The organism is Rhodobacter sp. 24-YEA-8, from assembly GCF_900105075.1.
Lineage (GTDB): Bacteria > Pseudomonadota > Alphaproteobacteria > Rhodobacterales > Rhodobacteraceae > Pseudogemmobacter.
On the sequence record NZ_FNSK01000001.1, the window covers coordinates 3,219,195 to 3,241,312 of the forward strand.

General features: G+C 63.5%; 15 protein-coding genes, 1 other RNA gene and 1 pseudogene. 7 read left to right on the plus strand and 10 right to left on the minus strand.

Annotated elements, in window-relative coordinates:
- Positions 1–54: 54 nt before the first annotated feature.
- The 5 genes from BLW25_RS15535 to BLW25_RS15555 form a co-directional block, all read right to left on the minus strand.
- Positions 55–813: an SDR family oxidoreductase gene (locus BLW25_RS15535; RefSeq protein WP_092900652.1), complete on the minus strand. Its 759-nt coding sequence runs from the start codon at positions 811–813 to the stop codon at positions 55–57.
- 1 nt (position 814) lies between these two features.
- On the minus strand, positions 815–1,702 hold the full coding sequence (locus BLW25_RS15540; protein WP_092900655.1) for a transglutaminase family protein: 888 nt from the start codon (positions 1,700–1,702) through the stop codon (positions 815–817).
- On the minus strand, positions 1,699–4,110 hold the full coding sequence (locus BLW25_RS15545) for a circularly permuted type 2 ATP-grasp protein (RefSeq protein ID WP_092900658.1): 2,412 nt from the start codon (positions 4,108–4,110) through the stop codon (positions 1,699–1,701). Before BLW25_RS15545 ends, BLW25_RS15540 begins: the two co-directional genes overlap by 4 nt.
- Before the next feature lie 8 nt (positions 4,111–4,118).
- Positions 4,119–7,430 (minus strand): transglutaminase family protein, encoded by a 3,312-nt coding sequence (locus BLW25_RS15550; RefSeq protein ID WP_092900661.1) that lies wholly within the window; start codon positions 7,428–7,430, stop codon positions 4,119–4,121.
- Between the two features lie 160 nt (positions 7,431–7,590).
- Positions 7,591–8,796: an AI-2E family transporter gene (locus tag BLW25_RS15555; protein ID WP_092902167.1), complete on the minus strand. Its 1,206-nt coding sequence runs from the start codon at positions 8,794–8,796 to the stop codon at positions 7,591–7,593.
- 399 nt (positions 8,797–9,195) lie between these two features.
- Here BLW25_RS15555 and BLW25_RS15560 point away from each other — a divergent pair, with 399 nt between their 5' ends.
- A complete protein-coding gene (locus tag BLW25_RS15560; protein WP_092900664.1) occupies positions 9,196–10,587 on the plus strand; it encodes a phosphomannomutase in 1,392 nt (463 codons plus the stop codon).
- A gap of 9 nt (positions 10,588–10,596) precedes the next feature.
- The gene (locus BLW25_RS15565) at positions 10,597–11,616 is read left to right on the plus strand and encodes an SDR family NAD(P)-dependent oxidoreductase (RefSeq protein ID WP_092900667.1); all 1,020 of its coding nucleotides are present in this window, start codon (positions 10,597–10,599) and stop codon (positions 11,614–11,616) included.
- 655 nt (positions 11,617–12,271) lie between these two features.
- Here the strand turns inward: BLW25_RS15565 and BLW25_RS15570 are convergent.
- Positions 12,272–12,550, minus strand: coding sequence for a hypothetical protein (locus BLW25_RS15570; protein WP_092900670.1), 279 nt, complete (start codon positions 12,548–12,550; stop codon positions 12,272–12,274).
- A gap of 126 nt (positions 12,551–12,676) precedes the next feature.
- Between BLW25_RS15570 and BLW25_RS15575 the strand changes: the two are divergent.
- Positions 12,677–13,824: pseudogene (locus BLW25_RS15575) on the plus strand (IS3 family transposase).
- Positions 13,825–14,123: 299 nt separating this feature from the next.
- On the plus strand, positions 14,124–15,014 hold the full coding sequence (locus tag BLW25_RS15580) for a recombinase family protein (RefSeq protein ID WP_092900673.1): 891 nt from the start codon (positions 14,124–14,126) through the stop codon (positions 15,012–15,014).
- A gap of 264 nt (positions 15,015–15,278) precedes the next feature.
- Here BLW25_RS15580 and ffs read toward each other — a convergent pair.
- The 3 genes from ffs to BLW25_RS15595 form a co-directional block, all read right to left on the minus strand.
- An RNA gene (gene ffs / locus BLW25_RS15585) (signal recognition particle sRNA small type) lies at positions 15,279–15,377 on the minus strand.
- A 41-nt stretch (positions 15,378–15,418) separates the two neighbouring features.
- Positions 15,419–16,048 carry an HAD family hydrolase gene (locus BLW25_RS15590; RefSeq protein WP_171909581.1) on the minus strand — a complete coding sequence of 210 codons (630 nt, stop codon included), beginning with the start codon at positions 16,046–16,048 and terminating at the stop codon, positions 15,419–15,421.
- 43 nt (positions 16,049–16,091) lie between these two features.
- Entirely contained in the window at positions 16,092–18,014 is a 1,923-nt protein-coding gene (locus tag BLW25_RS15595) for a metallophosphoesterase (RefSeq protein ID WP_171909582.1), read from the minus strand.
- A 223-nt stretch (positions 18,015–18,237) separates the two neighbouring features.
- On the opposite strand from BLW25_RS15595, the gene nudC reads away from it, so the two are divergent.
- Both nudC and BLW25_RS15605 read left to right on the plus strand, forming a co-directional pair.
- Entirely contained in the window at positions 18,238–19,182 is a 945-nt protein-coding gene (gene nudC, locus BLW25_RS15600) for an NAD(+) diphosphatase (protein WP_092900682.1), read from the plus strand.
- A 218-nt stretch (positions 19,183–19,400) separates the two neighbouring features.
- A complete protein-coding gene (locus tag BLW25_RS15605; protein ID WP_092900685.1) occupies positions 19,401–19,871 on the plus strand; it encodes an SRPBCC family protein in 471 nt (156 codons plus the stop codon).
- A gap of 55 nt (positions 19,872–19,926) precedes the next feature.
- Here the strand turns inward: BLW25_RS15605 and fnrL are convergent, their stop codons facing one another.
- Complete coding sequence (gene fnrL / locus BLW25_RS15610) at positions 19,927–20,667, minus strand: transcriptional regulator FnrL (RefSeq protein ID WP_394328449.1); 741 nt, start codon at positions 20,665–20,667, stop codon at positions 19,927–19,929.
- A gap of 83 nt (positions 20,668–20,750) precedes the next feature.
- Between fnrL and hemN the strand changes: the two genes are divergently transcribed.
- Positions 20,751–22,106: an oxygen-independent coproporphyrinogen III oxidase gene (gene hemN / locus BLW25_RS15615; protein WP_092900690.1), complete on the plus strand. Its 1,356-nt coding sequence runs from the start codon at positions 20,751–20,753 to the stop codon at positions 22,104–22,106.
- Positions 22,107–22,118: the final 12 nt, after the last annotated feature.

Genomic DNA, 22,118 nt, shown 5'->3' on the forward strand with positions numbered 1-22,118 from the left:
AAAGGCTCGGGTGCCGGAGGCCCTGTGCAGATCGGCAAGGATCAGCCGCGTGGGTCAGCCGCGCCCGACATAGGGCATCGCGGTGGCCATGATCGTCGTGAAAAGCGTGTTCACCGTCAGCGGCTGGCGCGCGATCATCACGATGGCCCCGGCGACATGGGCGACATCCATCACCGGCTCGGGCCGGATGCTGCCATCGGCCTGGAGCATGCCCTTCGGCATTTCTGCGGTCATTGGCGTTGCGGCATTGCCGATATCGATCTGGCCGACCGCGATGCCATGGTCGCGCCCCTCGAGCGCGAGGGCCTTTGTCAGCCCGGTCACCGCATGTTTCGATGCCACGTAAGAGATCGTCTGCGGCCGCGGCACATAGGCCGAGATCGAGCCATTGTTCAGGATGCGCCCGCCTTTGGGCTCTTGCTCCAGCATCTGCCGCCAGGCCTCGCGGGCGCAGTAGAAGGCGCCGTTCAGGTTGATCGCAATCACCGCATCCCAGGAGTCCGGCGTGGTATCCTCGACCCGCGCCTGGCCGCCAAAGGCGCCGGCATTGTTGAAGAGGAAATCGATGCGGCCAAAACGCGCGACGATCTGCGCGAAAGCCTCACGGACCGCGTCGGACTGGCTCAGATCGGCGGTGACGATCAATGCGCGGTCGGGATCTGCGCTTTGCGCCGCCGTTTCTGCAAGGGGCGCTTCGCGCCGACCGATCAGCGCGCAGCGATAGCCCGCCGCGATCAGTGCCTGCGCCACGGCGCGCCCGATCCCTGATCCGGCGCCGGTGATCACCGCAACCGGCAATTCGCTTTGTGTCATCTCAGCCCTCCCCGGCCTCGGTAATATCCACCGAATGGCGGCCCTCCTGCTGGCCGTCAAGCCGCAGCATCCCTGTCACCGGCGCCACATCACCATAGTCGCGGCCCATGCCGACTTCTATATGGTCCGCGCCGGTGAAACAGGCATTGGTCGGGTCATAGTCGATCCAGCCGCGCTGGCTGCCGCCCCAGGCCCGGACCCAGGCATGCATCGCATCGGCACCGACAAGGCGCTTGCGCCCGGGCGGCGGCAGGGTGCGCAGATAGCCCGCCACATAGGTCGCCGGAATGCCGAGGCTCCTGAGACCGCCCACCATGATCTGCGCGAAATCCTGACAGACGCCGTGGCGCGCGGCAAAGGCCTCGGCCGGGGGCGTGTCGACATCGGTGGCGCCGGTTTCGAATCTCATATGGTCATGGAGCATGAGGCCAAGCCGTTCGGTCACCACTGCCACGCTGTCGCCCGGCCTCAGCGCACCTTCCGCAAAGTCGCTGATAGCGTTCACCTCTGGGATACGGCGCGAGGGCAGGTGGTAATGCAGCGGCGATGTCGGCCCGAGGCTGCGACATTGCGCGATCTCGGGGCCAAGCCGGCACACCGGCATCGAGAGGTCGAGCCCCCCGGCCTCTGCAAGCCGCTCGACCCGGGCTTCAAGGCGCAGCTCAAGCCGCGTCAGCCCGGCGGGGATCGCTGCCTCAACGACGGAAGTGCCGAAAAAATCGGTGAAAAAGCTCAGCTCGCCCGGTTCCGGCTCCAGCGTCACCAGGGATCCCAGCAGGCGCTGGCGCCCGGGCAGTGTGGCGGGAAGGATGCGGAAATGCTGCCGCCCGGCGCCGCTGGGCCGGTCGAATTCATAGCTGATCTGCAGGCGCAGGTTATAGAGGCTCATCGGAAATAGCGCTCCGAGATCAGGTCTGAAACCTCGCCAAGCCGCGTCTGCACGGAATAGAGCGCTGCACTGTCGAGGGTGTCCGGCGTGGCGGTGGCGAGGTCGGTCTGCAACCGCAGCAATGCGCGCGCCGGGGCGCTCAGCCGGTTTTCGACGAGGGCCTCGGGAAGCATCCGGACCAGATCCATCATGCCATCAACCTGGTTGCGGATCGCGCGCGGGTTCAGCGGGTCCAGCGCCAGAAGCCCGATCACGGGCCCGCGCGCCGAGCTCATGGAATAGCGGCGCCGATGGATCATGACGGAATCGCCCAGCTCGATACACAGGTCGAGGCCACCGGGATCGGCTTCGGGATCGGTCAGCGCCGCCAGCCAGCCCGCCATATTTCGGGCGCGTTCCTGCATCCGTCCCAGCGTCAGAAACCGCCAGCCGATCAGGCGGTACATATTCTCATGCACCAGGCCCGAAAAGCCCGCGAGCTTGCGCAATAGTGCCGAAAGCGCCTGGGCCGCGTCATCTCCCGGGGTGACCTGCTGCGCCAGGCGCCGCGCCGATTTGTCGAGATCTGTCAGCGCCGCCCAGCCATCGGTCGAGAACCGGTCGCGCAGCTGCGCCGCCGAGGTGACTGCACGCCCGATCGTGTCCAAAAGCCCGTTGGGGATCGGATCGGCAGGGTCGAGACCGGCAAACTCCAGTAGCTGATCGGTCTCGGCCAGCAGCGGCAGTGATCCGGTGCCGCTTTCGGCGATGCGGCCATGGCGCGCGCGCAAGAGCCGCACCATGCCCTCGCTGCGTTCGACATAGCGGCCCAGCCAGAACAGGTTGTCGGCGGCGCGGGCTGGCAGTTCATCGGGTTCGGGTGTGCTACTGTACCCCGCGGGGTGGTTCATCAGGGTGTCGCCACCCACATGGTCGGGCGAGATGATCCAGACATCCGCCGCCCCGCCGCCGCGCTGCATCGCCAGCGCCGCCGGGTCGGTGGTGGCTCCGATCCTGGCGAAACCGCCCTGCATCACCTTCCACCCCGAAGCGGTGCGCGCGAGATAGACCCTGAGCGACATCGGGCGCGGCGTGATCCGGCCATCGACCAGGGCGGGGGTGGTTGAAAGCCGCACGGCCTCCTGCGCCACCAGCGCGCCCTGGTCACGTTCAAGCCGGTCGCGCAGCGCGTCTGGCGTCAGGCTGGCGGCGGCCAGCGGGTCCTCCATCCGGTCATAGGGCAGGCCGGTGCCAAGCGCGGGAGAAAGGATCATGCGATCTGCCGCTGCCATCACCGCCGCGCGGGCCGCCGCATCGCCGCACCACCAGGTGGCGATATTCGGCAGCAGCAGCTCTTCCCCGGTCAGGACCGGCGCGAGGCGCGGCAGGAAGGCCATCATCGCCCGCGTTTCCAGCACACCCGAGCCGGGCGGGTTGACCATCGAAAGCCCGCCCCGGCGCAGCGCCGAGACGAGGCCGGGCGTGCCGAGCCGCGAGGCGGGGTCCAGTTCCAGGGGGTCGGAAAATGACCCGTCCAGCCTGCGCCACAGCACATCCAGCGGCTTGAGGCCCGAGACAGTGCGCAGCATCAGCCGGCCGTTTTCGACCGTGAGATCCTCGCCCTGAACAAGGCTGATCCCAAGATATCGTGCAAGCCAGGCCTGTTCATACCAGGTCTCGTTCCAGGGGCCAGGCGTCAGGATCGCCACCCGGGCGGCAGGATCCGCCCGCATCGACAGGAGGTGGTCGCGAAATTCGCGGAAGAACCCCGCAAGCCGGTGCAGCTGCGGACCAAAAAGCTGCGGGCCAAAGGCGCGGGTGGTGGCGACCCGGGTCTCAAGCGCATAACCCGCGCCCGAAGGCGCCTCGGTCCGGTCGGCGAGCACCCACCATTGGCCATCGGGGCCGCGCCCGATCTCAAAGGCGACGAAATGCAGGAAATGGCCCGAACGCGGGCGGATACCCACCATCGGGCGCGCCCAGGCCGGGTTACCGGCCAGCAGTTCCGCCGGCAGATGCGCCTCTGCGACCATCCGGTTCGGCCCATAAAAATCCGCCATCACCAGTTCCAGCAGATCCGCCCGCTGGATCAGCGCGGCGGAAAGCCGGGTCCAGTCGGCCTCGTCTATCAGCACCGGCAGATGGCTCAGCGGCCAGGGGCGCTCGACCGAGGCCGTACCGGCAGAAGTGTCATACTGACGGTAGATCACCCCGGAATCGCGCAGATAGAGGTCGGCGCGGTCGGTGGCACGGGTCAGATCGGTGGGGGAAAGCGCCGCCAGATGGTCCAGCATCGGCTGCCAGAGCGGGCGGACCTGGCCATCCGGCCCGATCAGCTCATCCGGGACGCCGGGCAGCGGCTGGTATCCGGCAAGACCGAAATCATGCCGGGCGAGGGGATCACCGGAGGAAGAAACATCACCAGTCATGGCCAGGATCAGATGCCGATGGGGCGCCTCAGGTCAAGGGTGAGCGGAAATTCCGGGTGGCGGATTTCAGCCTCAGGCCGCCAGAGACCGCCGGTCCCGCCCGAGGGCTGAAAGCGCGCGAGGCGGCGCGCCTCGGCCTCGTTGCCGTTGACCGGGAAGGTGTCGTAATTCCGCCCGCCCGGATGCGCGACATGCCAGGTGCAGCCGCCAAGACTGCGCCCCGACCAGCGGTCATAGAGGTCAAAGGACAAAGGCGCCTGGGGTTTCAGACGCGGATGGATGGCCAGTGCCGGCTCCCAGGCTTTGAACCGGACGCCCGCCACCGCCTCGCCGCTTCGGGTAGCGGTCAGGGGCAGTTCGCGCCCGTTGCAGGTCATGGCGTAGCGGGACGGGTCCGCCGTGGTCAGTTTCACCTGGAGCCGTTCGGTCGAACTGTCGGTATAACGCGCCGTGCCGCCAATGGCGCCGGTCTCGCCCAGCACATGCCAGGGCTCCAGCGCCTGGCGGATCTCGATATGGCTGCCCTCATAATCCACCTCGCCGCAGAAGGGGAAACGGAACTCTGCCTGCGCGCTGAACCATTCCTCTTTCAGATCAAAACCATGGGTGCGCAGATCGGCCAGCACATCGCGGAAATCCTGCCAGACGAAATGCGGCAGCATGAAACGGTCATGCAGGCTGGTGCCCCAGCGGGTCAGGGGGCCGGAGGCCGGAGCGTTCCAGAACCGCGCGATCAGGGCGCGGATCAGAAGTTGCTGGGCCAGCGACATCCGCGCATCCGGCGGCATCTCGAAGCCCCGGAATTCGACAAGGCCCAGCCGGCCGGTCGGACCATCGGGGGAATAGAGCTTGTCGATGCAGATCTCGGCGCGGTGGGTATTGCCGGTGACATCAGTAAGCATGTTTCTCAGCAACCGGTCGGTCAGCCAGGGCAGCGGCGCTTCACGTTCGGAAGGCGCGGGGATCTGCGACAGCGCGATTTCCATCTCGTAAAGCGCGTCATGGCGCGCCTCGTCGATCCGGGGCGCCTGGGAGGTCGGGCCGATGAAGAGCCCCGAGAACAGGTAGGACAGCGACGGGTGCCGGTTCCAGTGCAGGATCAGCGAGCGCAGCAGGTCAGGGCGGCGCAGGAAGGGGCTGTCGAGCGTCGTGGCGCCGCCGACCACGACATGGTTGCCACCCCCGGTGCCGGTATGTTTGCCGTCGATCATGAATTTCTCGGCGCAAAGCCGGCTTTGGCGGGCATCCTCGTAAACGCCATTGGTGATCGCGACGCAGTCTTCCCATGAGGTGGCCGGGTGGATATTCACCTCGATCACACCCGGATCGGGGGCGACGCGGATCACGTTCATCCTTGGGTCATGCGGTGGCTGATAGCCTTCGATATGGACCCTGAGCCCGAGTTTGGCCGCCGCAGCCTCGGTTGCCGCCAGCAGGTCGAGGTAATCCTCAAGCCGCACAACAGGGGGCATGAAGACCGAAAGCCGCCCCTCGCGCGGCTCGATAGACAGGGCGGTGCGGACGGCACCGCCAAGGTCGGAACCGGCGATCTGTTCGGTGATCTGCTGGCCTTCGGTCGCGGCGGTAAAGCTGGCGCGGGGCTGGGGATGGGCGTCAGATTTCGGCAGGTCGGGGCGTGGTTCGGTCGGATCGGCGGGGTTCAGCCAGGGGTATTCCGCGGCGGAGAGATGCTTCAGGCTGCCGAGCGGCAGACGGTAGCCAACCGGGCTGTCGCCAGGGGTCAGAAAGACCTTGCCCCGGCGCATGGACCACAATTCAGACATCCATTTGCGACTGCTTTCGCGCCCCTGCCAGGGCTGCACCGGCAAAACATAGCCGACAGGCTCCGTCAACCCGCGCGCGAAGACCTGCGAGATGCGATGCCGCGCCTCGGGGTCTTTCAGCTCGGGGTTTTCCGGGGTGACGTTCTCGGGAAGCATCGCCTCTTTCACCAGCCATTCGGCGGGGTCTTCATAGGCGGGCAGAATGAAATCCTGCGGCAGATCAAGCTGTAGCGCGATTTCCGACAGCAGCGCCGCCGCCTGTTCGGGCGTCGCGCCCTGATCCTCGCCTTCGGGGGCGATCAGGCTGGCATCTTGCCAGACCGGATGGCCGTCCCGGCGCCAGTAAAGCGAAAAGGTCCAGCGCGGCAGCGTTTCGCCCGGATACCATTTGCCCTGGCCGTAATGCAGAAAGCCGCCCGGCGCGAAACGTTCGCGCAACCGGCGCACCATCTGATCGGCAAGTGCGCGTTTTTGGGGGCCGACGGCTTCGGAATTCCATTCCGGGCTTTCGAAATCATCGATGGAGACGAAAGTCGGCTCGCCGCCCATGGTGAGGCGCACATCTCCGGCCGCCAGCGCCTGATCAACGCGGGCGCCAAGGGCGGTCAACTCCTCCCATGCCGCATCGGAAAACGGTTTGGTGATGCGCGGATGCTCAGAAATGCGGGTCACGCGCATGTCGAAATCGAAACCGACATTGGCCTGCCCCGTAAAACCGCCGGTGATCGGGGCGGCATTCCGATAATGCGGCGTTGCGGAGAGCGGAATATGGCTTTCGCCGGTCAGAAGACCCGAGGTCGGGTCAAGCCCGATCCAGCCGGCGCCGGGCAGATAGACCTCGGCCCAGGCGTGAAGATCGGTGAAATCGACTTCGGTCCCCGACGGGCCGTCGAGCGCCTTCAGATCCGGTTTCAGCTGGATCAGATAGCCCGAGACAAAGCGCGCAGCGAACCCCAGATGCCGCAAAAGGTTGACCAGCAGCCAGGAGCTGTCGCGGCAGGAACCTGAGCCAAGTTGCAGCGTCTGCGCCGGCGTCTGGACGCCCGGCTCCATCCGGATCAGGTAATTCACCTCTGACGAGATCCGCGCATTCAGCCCGACGATGAAATCAACGGTGCGCTGCGGCGCGCGACTGATCGAGGCAAGCAGGGCGTCGAATTCGGGGCCATGTGGCTCCACCTGGCGATAGATCGACAGGTCCTGGATCAGATCGTCGGGATAGGTGAATGGGAAGGTCTCGGCGCTTTCCTCGACGAAGAAGTCAAACGGGTTATAGACGGTCATGTCGGCGACCAGATCGACCTCGATCTTCAGCTCGCGCACCGGTTCAGGAAAGACGAAACGCGCCAGCCAGTTGCCGTAAGGGTCTTGCTGGTGGTTTACGAAATGGCCGCCCGGGCTGACCCTGAGATTGTGGCTGATCACCCGGGTGCGCGAATGCGGCGCCGGTCGCAGCCGGATCACCTGGGGGCCAAGCATGACCGGCTGGTCATAGATATAATGGGTCAGGTGATGGATTGCGGCCGTGATCGACATCGGAACTTCCTGTTGGCGACCGGCAAGATGTTCCACCCCGGCCCGGAACCCCAGAGTTCAGGGCAAATCCGGGTCGGACAAGGGGGTTTTGCCATCTCTTCGCGCAATTGGCGCAAATCGGGGCAATTGCTGCCCGCCAATCGGGCAGTCCGCAGGGGTGCTACCCGTCAGCGGTTGTGACCGGCGGCGGTACCAGCGGTGGCAGGACATTCGTGTGCGGCTGGCGGCGCGCCTCGTCTTCCCGGATCTCGCGCTGCCATTCCCGCCAGATCGACATCAGAAGCGCCATCAGCACCGGACCGACAAAAAGCCCGACAATGCCCATGGTCTTTACCCCGCCGATCAGCCCGAAAAAGGTCGGCAGGAAGGGCAGCCGCACCGGGCCACCGACCAGCATCGGGCGGATGGTCTTGTCGACGATGAACAGCTCGACCGTGCCCCAGGTGAACAGCGCGACCCCGGCCCAGGGCGACCCCGAGGCGACCAGATACAGCGAGGCCAGCGTGAAGGACAAAGGCGCGCCGCCGGGGATCAGCGCCATGACGGCGGTGATGACGGCGAAGGTTACGGGCGAGGGCAGGCCGGCGAAGTAATAGGCGACGCCCAGCACCACGCCTTCGCCAATTGCGATCAGTGTCATGCCGGTCACTGTGGCCGAGATGGTCGCGGGCGCGATGCGCGACAGGCGATTCCAGCGCTCGGGCAGGATGCGGGCGCCGACGCGGTCGATCTGTTCCACCACGCGGTCACCGTCACGATAGAACACGAACAGCGCGATCAGCATGAATACGAGGTTCAGGAACAGGTGGAAGGCGGTTGATCCCGCGCTGAGCACACCGCGATAGATCGAGCCGATATTCTCGCCCGAAATCAGCTGTACCAATTCCCCAAGGCCGCCGGGATGGCCGATGGTCGCGCGCCATTTCTCATCGATCCAGCCGCCGACCTGCGGCAGTTCGACCAGCCAGTGCGGCGGCGGCGTGCCGGTGCTGTTGATGCGGAACCCCCAGGAGATCCAGTCACGCAATTCATGGAAGGCGTAGAACAGCGCCGCAAGGATCGGCAGCACCAGAAAGCATAAAAGCACAAGCACCAGCGCCGTGGCGGTCAGGGTGCGCCCCAGCTTTGGCAGCGAGCGTTCGCGCAGGGGCCAGCTTGCGACCGCGATCACGGTGGCGGCCAGCACGGGCACGATGAAGCCGTAGAAGAAATAGACCGAGGCTGCGAGGATCGCGAGCAAGAGCCAGCGCGCTGCCGAAATATCAGTGATCAGCGGGCGACGATATCCGTGCCGCGCCTCTGCAGCAAATGACGGCTCGGGGCGGGGCGGAGGCCCGGGGAGGGAAGGGGGCGTCGTTGCGGCCATGTTCCGATCTTTTCCATTTTCCGGCATAGTCGCGCCCCGGGGCGCCAGTGTCGAGATGCCAGTGTCAGGACAGCGGCACTATGGATCGCAGTTTCATGAGACATTCCGATGAAAATCTCTTTTCTGCGGCAGGATTTTCGCGGCACTATGGCCGCGAGGTCACCATCACCAGATGGGGTGGCGACCCGCCAACTGCAAGTGTTTATGATCTGCAAGTGGTTGCTTTTCCGGATCGTTTTGCGATTTTGCCCATCCGCCGGAAGAGTCGGCGGGACAGGATTTTCCGGCCCGCCCACTGCCTCCTCGCGACCGCGAAGGTTGTGATGCATATATTTGCAGATTATGGCCTAAGCCGAAAGCGACTGGAAACTCAGGACGATCCTGACGGGAGGCGAAGCTATGGCTCCGAAATTTGGCACCAGCGGCCTGCGCGGCCTCGTGACTGAACTGACTGACGCATTGGTTGCGGATTACACCCGTGCCTTTCTCGCAGCCTGCCCCAGGGAAGGCGGCCCGGGCGGTGGGCTGTTTGTCGGCGAAGATCTGCGGCCCTCAAGCCCTGGCATTGCGCGTGTGGTGATCGAGACCGCGCTGAAGGAGGGCGTTGATGTCACCGCCTGTGGCGCACTCCCGACGCCGGCGCTGGCCAATCTCGCGCGTCGGGCCGGAGCGGCGGCGGTGATGGTGACCGGCAGCCATATCCCCGCCGATCGCAATGGGCTGAAATTCTACACTCCTGCGGGCGAGATCACCAAAGAAGATGAGACCGCTATCCTTGGGGCCCTTGGCCGCGATCCGGGTAATGCCGCCCATGACGGCCGCCGGCTGCAGGAGACCGGGGGCAATACTGCCTTTATTCACCGCTATGTGTCGGTCTTCGGCCCTGATGCGCTGCAAGGGCGGAGGATCGGCGTTTACAGCCATTCGGCGGTCGGACGCGAGGCGATGCTTTCAACGCTGCGCGGACTTGGCGCCGAGGCGATTGAGTTTGGCCATTCCGACAGCTTCATCCCGGTCGATACCGAAGCCGTTGACCCCGATGTTGCGCGCCGGATCGCGATCTGGGTGGCAGAGAACAGCCTTGATGCCCTGATTTCCACCGATGGCGATTCCGACCGCCCGCTTTTGGCAGATGAGACCGGGCGCATCGTGCCCGGCGATATCCTCGGCCAGATCGCGGCGACGGCGCTGGGGGCGGATACGGTGGTGACGCCGGTTTCCTCGAATTCGGGTGTGATGCGGAAGGGGTTTGCCTCGGTCCGGCGCACGAAGATCGGCTCGCCTTTCGTGATCGCGGCGATGGAGGCCGCGGGTGGGCGCGTGGTGGGATATGAAGCGAATGGCGGCTTCCTGCTGGGCTTTGACGCGGCGCTGGCCGGCGGCGTGATCAGGGCGCTGCCGACCCGCGATTTCCTTCTGCCTATCCTGATGGTGCTGATCGCGGCGCAGGGCGGCAAGGTCTCGACCCTTGTGGCGGGTGAGCCACCGGTCGTGACCCTGTCGGACCGGCTGCAAGAGATCGCGCCAGAGCGCTCGGGCCCCTTTCTCGCGCGGCTGATCGGGGATCAGGGCGCGCGGGCGGCCTTTCTCGCCGGGCTTGGCCAGGAGGAAAGCGCTGTCGATCTGACCGACGGGTTGCGGATCTCCCTGGCGACCGGCGCCATTCTGCACCTGCGCCCCTCTGGCAATGCGCCCGAATTCAGGCTCTACACTGAGGCGGAAGATGCAGTCTCAGCACGGATTTTAATGGATCGCGGGCTGACATCGCTGAGGCAGGAACTGATCGGATAAAGGTGATTTATGGCTGAGACACGCAAAGCGCTGGTGACGGGATCTTCGGGCTTTATCGGCTATCACCTCTGCCGGCGCCTGCTGGCGGATGGGTTCCAGGTGATCGGGCTCGACAATATGTCCGATTATTATGACGTGACACTGAAACAGCGCCGCCAGGCGATGCTGAGCCAGGATCCGGGCTTTCAGGTCGTGAACGATTCGGTCGAAACGCCGGGTCTTATGATGCAGCTGTTCGACACCCATCGCCCCGATGTGGTGATCCATCTCGCCGCCCAGGCCGGGGTGCGCTATTCCATCGACAATCCGCGCGCCTATCTGGAAAGCAATATTGTCGGCACTTTCGAGATCCTCGAGGCCGCCCGCGCCTTCCCACCGCAGCATATGCTGCTGGCCTCGACCTCTTCGGCCTATGGCGCCAATACGAAGATGCCCTATGCGGAAACCGACCGCGCCGATCACCAGATGTCGTTCTATGCGGCGACGAAAAAGGCCACAGAGGGCATGGCGCACAGCTATGCGCATCTCTTTGGCCTGCCGGTGACGATGTTCCGCTTTTTCACGGTTTACGGACCCTGGGGGCGTCCGGATATGGCGCCGATCAAATTCACCGCGAGAATTCTCAGAGGCGAGCCCATCGACGTCTATAACAATGGCGAGATGAAGCGCGACTTTACCTATATCGACGATCTGGTCGAAGGCATCCGCCTGTTGATCGATGCGGCCCCGGCGACGCCGGAAAATGGCCAGGTGCCCGAAGGCGACAGTCTCTCGCCGGTGGCGCCCTGGCGTGTGGTGAATATCGGCAATTCCGAGGCCGTCGAGCTGGATGATTTCATCGCAGCCATCGAGGCCGCCACCGGGCGCAAGGCGCTCCGCAATCTGATGCCGATGCAGGCCGGTGACGTACCTGCGACCTGGGCCGATGCGAATTTGTTGAAAAGCCTGACCGGTTATCAGCCGAAAACCCGCGTAACCGAAGGGGTGGCGGCTTTCGTCGCCTGGTATCGTGACTACTACAATGTCTGAGGGCGCGGGCTTTATCGGCTTACATATCTGCAAGGCGCTGGCTTCGCGCGGGGTGCATCCGGCCTGCATTTGACAAGCTCCCGACCGGCTGGGGCGAATGGACTGCTGGCCAGTATAAGCCGGTGACGCATCTCGCGGCGCTGGCAGCAAATACCGGCTCATACCGAGCATTTGCCGAGTGTCGCCATCCCTGATCCTGTTCCGGCAGGCGCCCCCGACCCGGAAGTATCAGTAAGCCCTTGTTTGCAAGGGCGTTATTTCGCGTCAGCAACCGATAAGGGGAAAAGGTCAGAGGCTGGACTTCTCAGTGCGCCGGATCACTTATTATTTTTCAATGGCTTACGGTGCGAAAAATTCCCGCTTTGTAGCAGGCGCAGCGTTTTGAATTGTAGTCACGCGACAACAGTCCATCAACCTTATCCGAGACGCCGCTAAGAACCATAGCAATTCGGGGAACAGGAACGGCTGACCTTGCCTTGCCTGACGCCTCATCCCGCGTCGAGCATCTCCCGCAGTGCCTGCACCCGTGCGGGCGTGACACGGGGATCTCTACCCCCGCTGATAACACGAACGAACTCGACCCACGCCCTCTCGTTCTCGGTCAACTGCTCCCACAGCCCGGAAGGGGCAGTCGGGGTCATGAACAGGTTCCGGGTCATTTTCCGAAGATCCCCCGGACGGAGGCACGCGACCGTGACGTGATACGTGGATCACCATTGTCGGACGCACAGCGGATTTCGGACAGCCAGCCGCGCTCGTTTTCGGTCGCTGGAGTGCCGAAGATTTCAGTGATCGCCTTGGCCGCAGTGGTGCCAACTGCTTGGTCAAGTGCCAACCGCATCAGATAGGCCGGATCGACCTCCAGCGCTTTCGCGAGCGAGGGAACGCGATCGAGAGGCACTTTGTTACGGCCATTCTTGAGGAATGTCATCATGTTGGCGTTTGCGAAGCCTGCCTCGCTGGCGATTTCTGCCTGTGTTTGAGCTACTCCCTGGAAATCGGACAGTGACGGAAGCTACGATCTGACGTTTGCTGGTCTCCACGGACGAGGAGATCAGGCATGCGAAAACGCAGGAACCATGACGCGGGCTTCAAGGCGCGCGTGGCACTTGAGGCCATCAAGGGCGAGCGCACTGTGTCGGAGTTGGCGGCCGAATACGGCGTGCATCCGACGATGATCCATCAATGGAAGAAATCGCTGCTCGACGGGGCTGCGGACATCTTCGAGCGCGGCGGCAAGAAGCCCGCGACGGAGGTGGATGAAGAGACGGTCCGGTCATTGCACGCCAAGATCGGGGAGCTGGCTGTCGCCAACGATTTTTTGTCACGAAAGCTCAAGCCGTGGAGCGGAAAGTGAGGCGTGGGATGATCGAACGGGACCACCCTGCACTGTCGATCGGGGCGCAGTGCCGCCTGCTATCGATCTCGCGCTCGTCGTTCTGCCACGAGCCGGCTGGAGAGACTGATCAGAACCTCGGCCTGATGCAGCTGATCGACCGGCAGTTCATGGATACGCCCTTCTACGGCGTCCGGCAGATGACCTGGCATCTGCAAAACGAGGGGCACGGCGTGAACCAGAAGCGCATCCGGCGGCTGATGCGGCTCATGCGTTTGATGCCGATTTACCAGAAGCCCAACACCAGCAAGCCGAGAAAGGGCCACAAGACCTATCCCTACCTGCTGGGCGGGCTGCGGGTCGATCGCCCCGGTCAGGTCTGGTGCGCCGACATTACCTATCTCCCGATGCGGCGGGGGTTTCTGTATCTGGTCGCCATCATGGACTGGTTCACGCGCAAAGTTCTGGCCTGGCGCATATCGAACACCCTGGAAGCGGACTTCTGCGTCGAGGCGTTGAACGAGGCCATCCACCGGTTCGGCGCGCCCACAATCATGAACACTGACCAAGGCAGCCAGTTCACGTCCTTCGCTTGGACAGATCGGCTGAAACGCGTCGGAACCCGCATCTCGATGGACGGCAAGGGGCGGTGCATCGACAATGTCTTCATCGAGCGCCTGTGGCGGTCCCTGAAATACGAATGCGTCTATCTGCATGCCTGGGAGACCGGGTCTCAGGCAAAGGCCGCAATCGGATCCTGGGTCAGCTTCTATAACCATCGGCGGCCACACACTGCCCATGGCGGGTTGCCCCCCGCCGTGGTCTACTTCAACAGCATCGAAACCGACCGGCAGGCACAGGCAGTAGCTTAAACATCCTCGAAAACTGTCCAAGCATCGGGGAGTAGCTCAGCGTGACATGGGACAACTGCAGACCAACTGAGCCTTTTGAGTGCTCGCGCTTCACGGGAGCGTGGATGGGCACTTGGCTATGTCTGAACCGCGTGCACTGGCGGTCAGTGAGCGATGACGGGATTTTGTCAGCAGCTTCCAGCAATAGAGACGCAAAAACAGTGTCTTGCTATAAATGTTCCGATTTCGTATTGTTTGCGGAAATTGAGGTGCATGCGGGACCGTATGCATTTGTTCACCCCTAGAGACCGTTAACGACCATGACTTCACCAGCCAGTGCTATTGGATACATCAGGGTATCAACCGCGAAGCAGAATGAAGAAGATCATGCCCTTGCGGCACAAGCAGAGAAAATCCGCAGGCAGTGCGTTGAGCGCGGTATCAGATTGATCGCGATCTATGAGGACACTAGCTCTGCGGTGGGTCCCCACAGTCTGGAGCGCAGGCCGTCCCTCGGCGAGGCTGCCAAGTGGGCCGCTCGCGAAAATGCTTGTCTGATGGTGCCGGAGCCGACGAGGCTGTTTCGAAATGCGGAAGTCGCCAAGCGATGGCTGCGCACGATGACTGTTCCGGTCTATTCGGTGCGACACGCGCGTATTCTGACTGAGGTGGAGCTGTTGGTGGCGATCCAGGACGGTGCGGATGTTGCGCGAGCAACGCGTGAAGGCACGACCAAGGCGCTGGATGCTAAAAGGAAAAGCGGCGCGACCCTTGGCTCTAAGGGGGATCGAGCGGCTGCGAACAAAGCATCTGCGCTTGCACGAGCGCAGCGGTCTGACGGCATTAGCGACACCATTGCTCGTATCCTTCTTGAAGACGAAGCCTATCGCGCGCTTTCTCACCAGGCTTTGGCTGACCTGCTGAACCGGCGCAAAATTCTGTCCGGATGGAGTCGCCCCTGGACGCGGGACAGTGTCAAGCGCCTCCGTAAGGATGCTGAGCAGCGTATCGGTGAGTGGGCAGACTGGGACAATGAACCTCTCCCGGCCCATCAGATCATCGACGAAAAAGCGTCAGAGGTTATTACAGCATCCGATGCCAGCGTGCAGCATAGTGCGACTTTGCAGCTGCCGACAGTAAGACAGAGGGAAATTTCTGTCGTGCCTCTAACGCGTCTCGCGCCTCGTCTATTTGCGCGAAGAATCGGTTGATGATTCCATGCGCGAGCTTCTCACACGATTTCGCGTCCGAAGGGAGGTCGCTTTCGACCAGCTCACGCTTGCCTAAGATCGCCCTCAGCTCCTCCGGAACTGTGATGCGGACCTTCCACTTGCCCCGATCATGCTGGACGTATTTCATGCACTCTCCAGGTCCCGTTTGTAGCAGGACTTGTAGCATCACTTGTAGCATCACTTGTAGCAGACGTGATTGAAAACCAACGGCGTCGTTATTTTTCAACGCGATAGATGTTGGAAAGGTGAGAGGCTGGACAACGACCCAAACGGATCTCGTTACGGCTGCTTCCTTCCGGACCTGACCGGGTTGGCGAGGCGTTCACCCGCGCCAACCTCTCAAGTCCGATATAAGCGGCCTGAAAGGCTGACGCAAGAGGGGCTCAGATGGCGAGACCGGCAAGGCGGGCGCCCGCCAGCAGGTCATCGGCGATGTGATGTGCCCAGCGGCCTGTCGGGCTGACGACGTCTTTCACCTGCACCACGGTGCAGCCGGCGCGGTGGCCGGCCTCAGCGCCGGTCTCGCTGTCCTCGAAGACCAGGCAGCGCGACGGGTCGAGATCCAGCATCTGGGCCGCCATCAGATAGGGTTGCGGATCGGGCTTCGGCCGCGTCACCTCGTCCAGCGTGATCACCCCGGCAAAGGCCGCATGAATGCCGGTCAGCTCCAGCTTGCGCAGCGCGCCCGGGCGCCCCGACGAAGTCACCAGCACCGCAGGCACCGCGAGCCCGTCAAGGAGCTGGCGCGCGCCGGGTTTCAGATCAAGGCCCGCTTCGAGATCTTCGTAAAAGGCGCGGTGCAGATCGGCCTGCAGCTGATTGGCGTCGAGCCCCGGCATCGTCTCACGCAGCAATTCGGTGATTGCGGGCTCGTCCTTGCCGATCATCTCATGCAGGAAATCGGCTTCGACCGGATGGCCATGCTCCGCAAAGACCCGCATGTTAGAGCGTAGCGCCAGCGCCTCGGTATCGACCAGAGTGCCGTCGAGATCGAAGAAAACCGCGTCAAACATATTCATCCTCAGCCATAGAATCCGCTGGCCGGACCCTGCACCATCAAAGATGCAGACGAAAGCGCGAAAAGCCTGATGGCATCAGCCCGATTGGCTCGGGACGCAGCAGGGCGGCGGAGTCGAGCCGCTCGCCGGCGCCGGTTCCACTGTCAAAAAACACCGAGGTGCCCGGCATCGGCATGAAGCGCCAGCCGGGGCGATCATCTGAGACGATCCGCTCCTGGTCGCGGATATAATCTGCGATGATCCCGGTACAGTTGTGGCCCTCATCAAGGACCACCTCACCGGCGGGGCGGCGGGGATCGTCGGTTATGTAATTATTGACGACGAGGATCACAGGATCCTCTGGTCCAAGCGGCCGGCCGTCGATCATGAGGTCCCTGATGCGGCCGCTGCCAAAGGGGCGCGCGATCCCGGGCAGGGCAGGGGGCAGGCTGAGGTCGATCTGATAGGCGGCGCCGATGGCCGCGGCGTAGCTGAAGGCCGGAATCACCGGATTGGTCAGGATCTGGTCAGGTTTGCCTGGCATGATCTGGTTGAAGAGGGTGCAGGAAAGGTCAAGCCGCCTGGCCAGCTCCGCTCCGGTGGTCAGGAGCGCGGTCAGCGTATTTGGAAACGGATAAAGGCTGAACACATGGCGCAGCGAGACATTTCCCTGCGGAATGTCGACATAGTTCATCGGCCCGCCGCGCCCGCCAGAGCGGAAAGACGAAACCAGCGCCACCATCGGCAGCTTGCTCCATGGACCGCCTTCGAGACGGGCGCGGGCATGCGCGCTGAGCGCAGCGCCGATGAGCCGCATCGCCTGGCCGTCAGCGACACTGGCAAACCAGGACGAGACCGGCATCGCGACCGCCCCAAGGCGCTGCCGCATCCGGAACAGCGCGGCGGAATGATCCTGGGCCAGCGCAAGCCGCAAAGGGGCCGAAGCCTCGCGGATGGTGCGCGAGGGCATCCCGGCAACCTTTTCCTGGCCGGCGATCAGGTGCGTCCGGCTGCGCGTCACCTCCCATCGGCGGTTCGGGATGCCGTTCACCGGGCTCAGCCAGAGGTCGATCACCCCCAGATGTGACCCTTCATGCCCCGGCTGCACCACCGGCTTGCCGGAAATATGGCCGCTGATCCCGTTCACTCTTGGGTCGGCATAGCTGCGCAGGTCGGGAAAGGTGAGGTGGCTGTGGCCCGCAATCACCGCATCAAGCCCGGGGATCCCGGCAATCTCGACCGCCTGATTGTCTTCGGACACCCCTGCGACCGGCTGCGCGATGCCGGTATGGGCAAGGCAGATCACGATATCCGCCCCCTGCGCCCGCAATTCTGGCACCCAGGCGCGGGCGGTCTCCTCCATCTGCCGTATCTCGAGCCGGTCCCGGATCCAGCGCGCATTCCATTGCAGCGTCTCGGGCGGGGTCAGGGCGAAAATCCCGACAGTGACCGCGCGCCGCGTTCCGTCCGGAAGTAAGATCTCGCGGGTCAACAATGTTGCAGGCGTGGTGAAATGCCGGTCTGCAAGCGGCGTTGATGCCTTTTCGATCAGGACATTGGAGGAAATCACCGGAAAAGCGGCGCTCTCAATGGCGCGGTTCAGCGTTTCGAGCCCGTAGTCGAATTCATGATTGCCAAGCGCCACAGCATCATAAGAGAGGGCGTTGAAGGCGGTGATCGCGGGATGCGGCCGTCTGCCGCGCCGCATCGTTCCGATCTCGGCCAGGGCACCACCCTGCAGAAAATCACCGTTGTCGAGCAAGAGAGAGGTGGGCGCAGTACGGCGCGCTTCGGCGATCAGACAGGCGATCTGTGCGAGGCCGGTGCCGGGAAGCTGACGATTTGCGAAATAGTCATAAGAGAGCAACTGCGCGTGAAGATCGCTGGTCGCGATAATCCTCAGCAGGCCCGAGCCGTCAGGCGGCGTTTCGCGGGCAAAGACCAATCCTCCGGACCAGAGCCTGTCAGGTTCTGAAGACACGTTGCCTTGCCTTCGAAGGGGGTGAGAGTGCAACCATTCCGGTCATATTTGATGAAACACGATTCACATTCTAATGTACAACTGAAGGTTGTCACGCCGGAGGCTCAGCTGCAAGCCCCTGCCGGAAACTCTGCGCCGGGTGTGGCGAAGGGGCTTTTCGGCGCCTGTCCGGCATGTCATCACCGCCTGAAGATCCCTGAAGGCTAATGCGGTGGAGCAAGTGATGCAACAGGCCAGTTCCGTGACTTTCGGCGGCACCGGGCGCGACAGGGGCCATGAGCTGCGGTCTGACCCCGAGGCGCTGGCGGCGCTTCTTGCAGGCGGGCTGATCCTGCCGCTCTGGCGCGGGATGCCGCTGGCCGATGACACCACATTGGGGTTCCTGTCTGCGGGTGATCCGTTGCTGGCCGATGCCCCGCCGCCGGTTTTTCTGGGTCTCTGGCGGGAAAAGGGCGTCTTTGCCGCTGATGTCTCATCCTGGAAGCCGGAAGAGGGTCTTCCGACCGAGACGATTTTCGATGCCGGGCGACAGCCGCATCCGCTGGCACCGGCGGGGCGGCAATTCATCGAACTGCGCCAGATCATGGCCGCGCTTGACCCGGACGAGGCCGAGATGGCCGCAACCGCCCGGGCGCTGCTGGAATGGCACCGCACACATGGCTTCTGCCCGGCTTGCGGTGCGAAATCCGAGGCGGGCGGCGCCGGCTGGCACCGCAAATGCCCGTCCTGCAAGGCGATGCATTTCCCGCGCACCGATCCTGTGGTGATCATGCTGGTGACCAGGGATAATAACCTTCTGCTTGGCCGCAGCCCGGGCTGGCCCGAGGGCATGTATTCGACGCTTGCGGGCTTTGTCGAACCGGGCGAGACCGTCGAGGCTGCGGTGCGCCGCGAAGTTCAGGAAGAGACCGGCGTGATCTGCGGCGCGGTGCGCTACCTGGCCAGCCAGCCCTGGCCCTTCCCGGCCTCGCTGATGCTGGGCTGCCAGGCGCAGGCACTCAGCGATGAGATCATTCTCGACCCGGTCGAGCTGGATCACGCGCTCTGGGTCAGCCGCGAAGATATGGTGCGGGTGGTCAATGGCACGCATGAGGTGGTGCGACCGCCACGCCAGGGCTCTATTGCGCGCTATCTTATCGAAAGCTGGCTTGCCGACCGGCTGGATTAAGGGGATTGTCGCAAATCCGGTGGTAAAAGCCGGAATAAAATCGCGGCGAAATATCTGACGATACACAGGATATATCTGACGTAACGCTGCGCCCGGGTTTAAGGTCGTGGTATCTCCGGCAAGGTTGCGCCGGTACAGTTTTCACCCGCCGTTTTGCCTCGCAGATGTGGCGGTCTGCGGTCTGGCATATAACAACACTGACAGTCAGGTTCTGACATATGAAATTCAGCGCGAAGCAGGATATTGAGGCACCACTGGACTTTGTCTGGCAGGAAGTCATTGATTTCGATCATTTCGAACGCATGGCCGTGCGCCGTGGTGCAGAGGTCGAGCGGATCGACCATCAGAAACGCCCGGGGGCCGGCATGGGCTGGCGACTGCGTTTTGCCTATAAAGGCAAGCCGCGCAAGGTGCTCTTGCGCATTTCCGAACTGAGCCCGCCCAACGCGCTTGACCTCGATCTCGACAGCCCGTCGGTGGCGGGAGGGGTGCGGCTGGAATTGCTGAGCCTTGCGCCGAAACGCACGCGGGTTTTGCTGGTTGCCGAGACCCGCCCGAAGACCATCGCGGCGCGGCTGCTGATCCAGTCGCTGCGCCTGGTCAAAGGCCGCACGCAGCGCAAGCTGGACGGGCAGATGGGCAAATTCGCGAAGATGATCGAAGAGCGCTGGCGGGAAAGCGCAGGCTGAGCGTGGGCTGGCCGGGGTCACAGGCAGGGTCAGCGCCCGGTCTCACGCAACTGGGTCAGGCGGGCATCCCGCCATCGGAATCGTCGCCGGCCTCTTCCAGCAGGCGACGATAATCCGGGATCTCGATCAGCCGCTTGCCATGCAGCCGGATCACCCCGTCGCGCTTCAGCGCCGAGATCTGGCGGCTGACAGTTTCCAGCGTCAGGCCAAGGTAATCCGCCATCTCTTCGCGGGTCAGCGGCAGCTCGACCGAGGCCTTGCCCAGTGTCTCATGCACCTTCAGCGACGCATCGCGCCGCGCCACAATCGCCAGCAGCGAGGCGATCTTTTCGCGCGCGGTCTTGCGGCCCAGAAGCAGCATCCATTCGCGCGCCGCATCCAGCTCGTCCAGCGTCATTTCCAGCAGGCGCTGCGCCACATGCGGGGTTTTCACCAGCATGTCCTCGAAGGGTTTGCGGCGGAAACAGCACATTACCAGATCGGTCGTCGCGGTGACGTCATAGGTTGCGGTCGCCCGCCCCGGCCGCCCGACGAAATCCGATGGCAGCAAAAGGCCCACCATCTGGCGCCGCCCGTCTTCCATTGTCTGCGTGAGTGTGGCGATGCCCGAGACCACCGAGGCCACGAAATCCATCCGGTCCCCCGACCAGATCACCGTCTGGCCGGCCTGAAAGCTGCGGTAATATTTCAGCTGCTCCAGCGTATCCATCTCGTCGCTGTCACAACGGGCGCAAACGGCACGATGGCGGATCGGGCACCCGCCGCATTCCATGTGCAAAGCCTGTTTGTCGTGCAGCGTTAAATTCACGCCAGGTGCCTCATTCAAAATCATTGATCTGCGTCAAGGAAGCAAAGCCTGCGCCTCTTTAGGGTAGAGCCATGACGCCAGATAAGCAACTTGAACGGCTGGGACTTTTTGACGCGAAGGTGCCCCGCTATACTTCATACCCGACCGCGCCGCAGTTTCGGGACGGAATCGGGGCGCCTGAGTTTACCTCCTGGCTGACGCAGATCCCGGCCGGGTCGAGAATATCGCTTTATCTTCACGTGCCTTTCTGTCGGAGGTTGTGCTGGTTTTGCGCCTGCCGCACCCAGGGCACGCAATCCGAAGACCCGGTCATCGCCTATGCCCGGACACTGCGCGACGAGATCGCGCTGCTGGCGCAACATCTGCCTGATAACGTTACCCTTTCAAGGCTGCACTGGGGTGGGGGCACGCCCACCTTGCTGCCGCCGGACGAGATCCTGCGCCTGACGGATGCGATCTTCTCGGTCGCGCCGATGGCACCGGGCGGCGAATTCTCGGTCGAGATCGATCCCAATGAGGCCGATGAGGCGCGCCTTGATGCGCTGGCGCAAGCGGGCATGACCCGGGCCTCGATCGGGGTGCAGGATTTCGATCCCGAGATCCAGAAAGCGATCGGCCGCGACCAGAGTTACGCGCTTACAAAGCGCATTTCCGATGGGCTGCGCGCCCGTGGCATCACCAGCCTGAATGCCGATATCCTTTACGGGCTGCCGCATCAGGACCGCGCCCGCATCGCTGATTCGGTGCAAAAGCTGCTCTCGTTGGGGCCGGACCGGGTGGCGCTTTACGGCTATGCCCATGTCCCCTGGATGAGCCGGCGCCAGCAGCTGATCCCTTCGGAAAGCCTGCCGACACCGCAGGAACGGCTGGCTTTGTTCGACACCGCCCGGGCGCTGTTCGCCGCCGATGGCTATGACGAGATCGGCATCGACCATTTCGCGCTGCCCTCGGACGGGCTGGCGAAGACCTGGAAAGAGGGGCGTCTGCGCCGGAATTTCCAGGGCTATACCGATGATCAGGCCGGGGTGCTGGTGGGGCTGGGGGCCTCGTCGATCTCGCGCTTTCCCCAGGGCTATGCGCAGAACGCCCCCGCCACGGCCGCCTATACGAAAGCGATCCGCGAGGGGCGGTTTTCGGTTGCCAAAGGCCATGCCTTCCAGGGCGAAGACCTGATGCGGGGCCGTATCATCGAGGCGCTGATGTGTGATTTCCGCGTCTCGGGCGCCGAGCTTATCCGTGATTACGGCGCCAGCCCGGCAGGGCTTGCGGCGCTGTTTGACACAGTAAGCGCGCGGTTCGGCGATATGGTCCGGCGCGACGGTGCCGATCTGATCATTCCGCCCCGGGGCCGGCCGCTGACGCGGATGATCGCGCGGATGTTTGACGCCTATGACAGCGCGAAGGCGCAGCATTCGGCGGCGGTCTGATCCTTTCGACGC

Excerpts from the sequence above, each read along its gene's own strand:
- BLW25_RS15565 (WP_092900667.1), top strand. The coding sequence starts at position 10,597 with ATGGCTGAGACACGCAAAGCGCTGGTGACGGGATCTTCGGGCTTTATC.
- BLW25_RS15545 (WP_092900658.1), bottom strand. The coding sequence starts at position 4,110 with ATGACTGGTGATGTTTCTTCCTCCGGTGATCCCCTCGCCCGGCATGAT.
- BLW25_RS15535 (WP_092900652.1), bottom strand. The coding sequence starts at position 813 with ATGACACAAAGCGAATTGCCGGTTGCGGTGATCACCGGCGCCGGATCA.
- BLW25_RS15570 (WP_092900670.1), bottom strand. The coding sequence starts at position 12,550 with ATGATGACATTCCTCAAGAATGGCCGTAACAAAGTGCCTCTCGATCGC.
- BLW25_RS15560 (WP_092900664.1), top strand. The coding sequence starts at position 9,196 with ATGGCTCCGAAATTTGGCACCAGCGGCCTGCGCGGCCTCGTGACTGAA.
- BLW25_RS15605 (WP_092900685.1), top strand. The coding sequence starts at position 19,401 with ATGAAATTCAGCGCGAAGCAGGATATTGAGGCACCACTGGACTTTGTC.
- BLW25_RS15550 (WP_092900661.1), bottom strand. The coding sequence starts at position 7,430 with ATGTCGATCACGGCCGCAATCCATCACCTGACCCATTATATCTATGAC.
- BLW25_RS15540 (WP_092900655.1), bottom strand. The coding sequence starts at position 1,702 with ATGAGCCTCTATAACCTGCGCCTGCAGATCAGCTATGAATTCGACCGG.
- hemN (WP_092900690.1), top strand. The coding sequence starts at position 20,751 with ATGACGCCAGATAAGCAACTTGAACGGCTGGGACTTTTTGACGCGAAG.
- BLW25_RS15555 (WP_092902167.1), bottom strand. The coding sequence starts at position 8,796 with ATGGCCGCAACGACGCCCCCTTCCCTCCCCGGGCCTCCGCCCCGCCCC.
- BLW25_RS15580 (WP_092900673.1), top strand. The coding sequence starts at position 14,124 with ATGACTTCACCAGCCAGTGCTATTGGATACATCAGGGTATCAACCGCG.
- BLW25_RS15590 (WP_171909581.1), bottom strand. The coding sequence starts at position 16,048 with ATGTTTGACGCGGTTTTCTTCGATCTCGACGGCACTCTGGTCGATACC.
- nudC (WP_092900682.1), top strand. The coding sequence starts at position 18,238 with ATGCAACAGGCCAGTTCCGTGACTTTCGGCGGCACCGGGCGCGACAGG.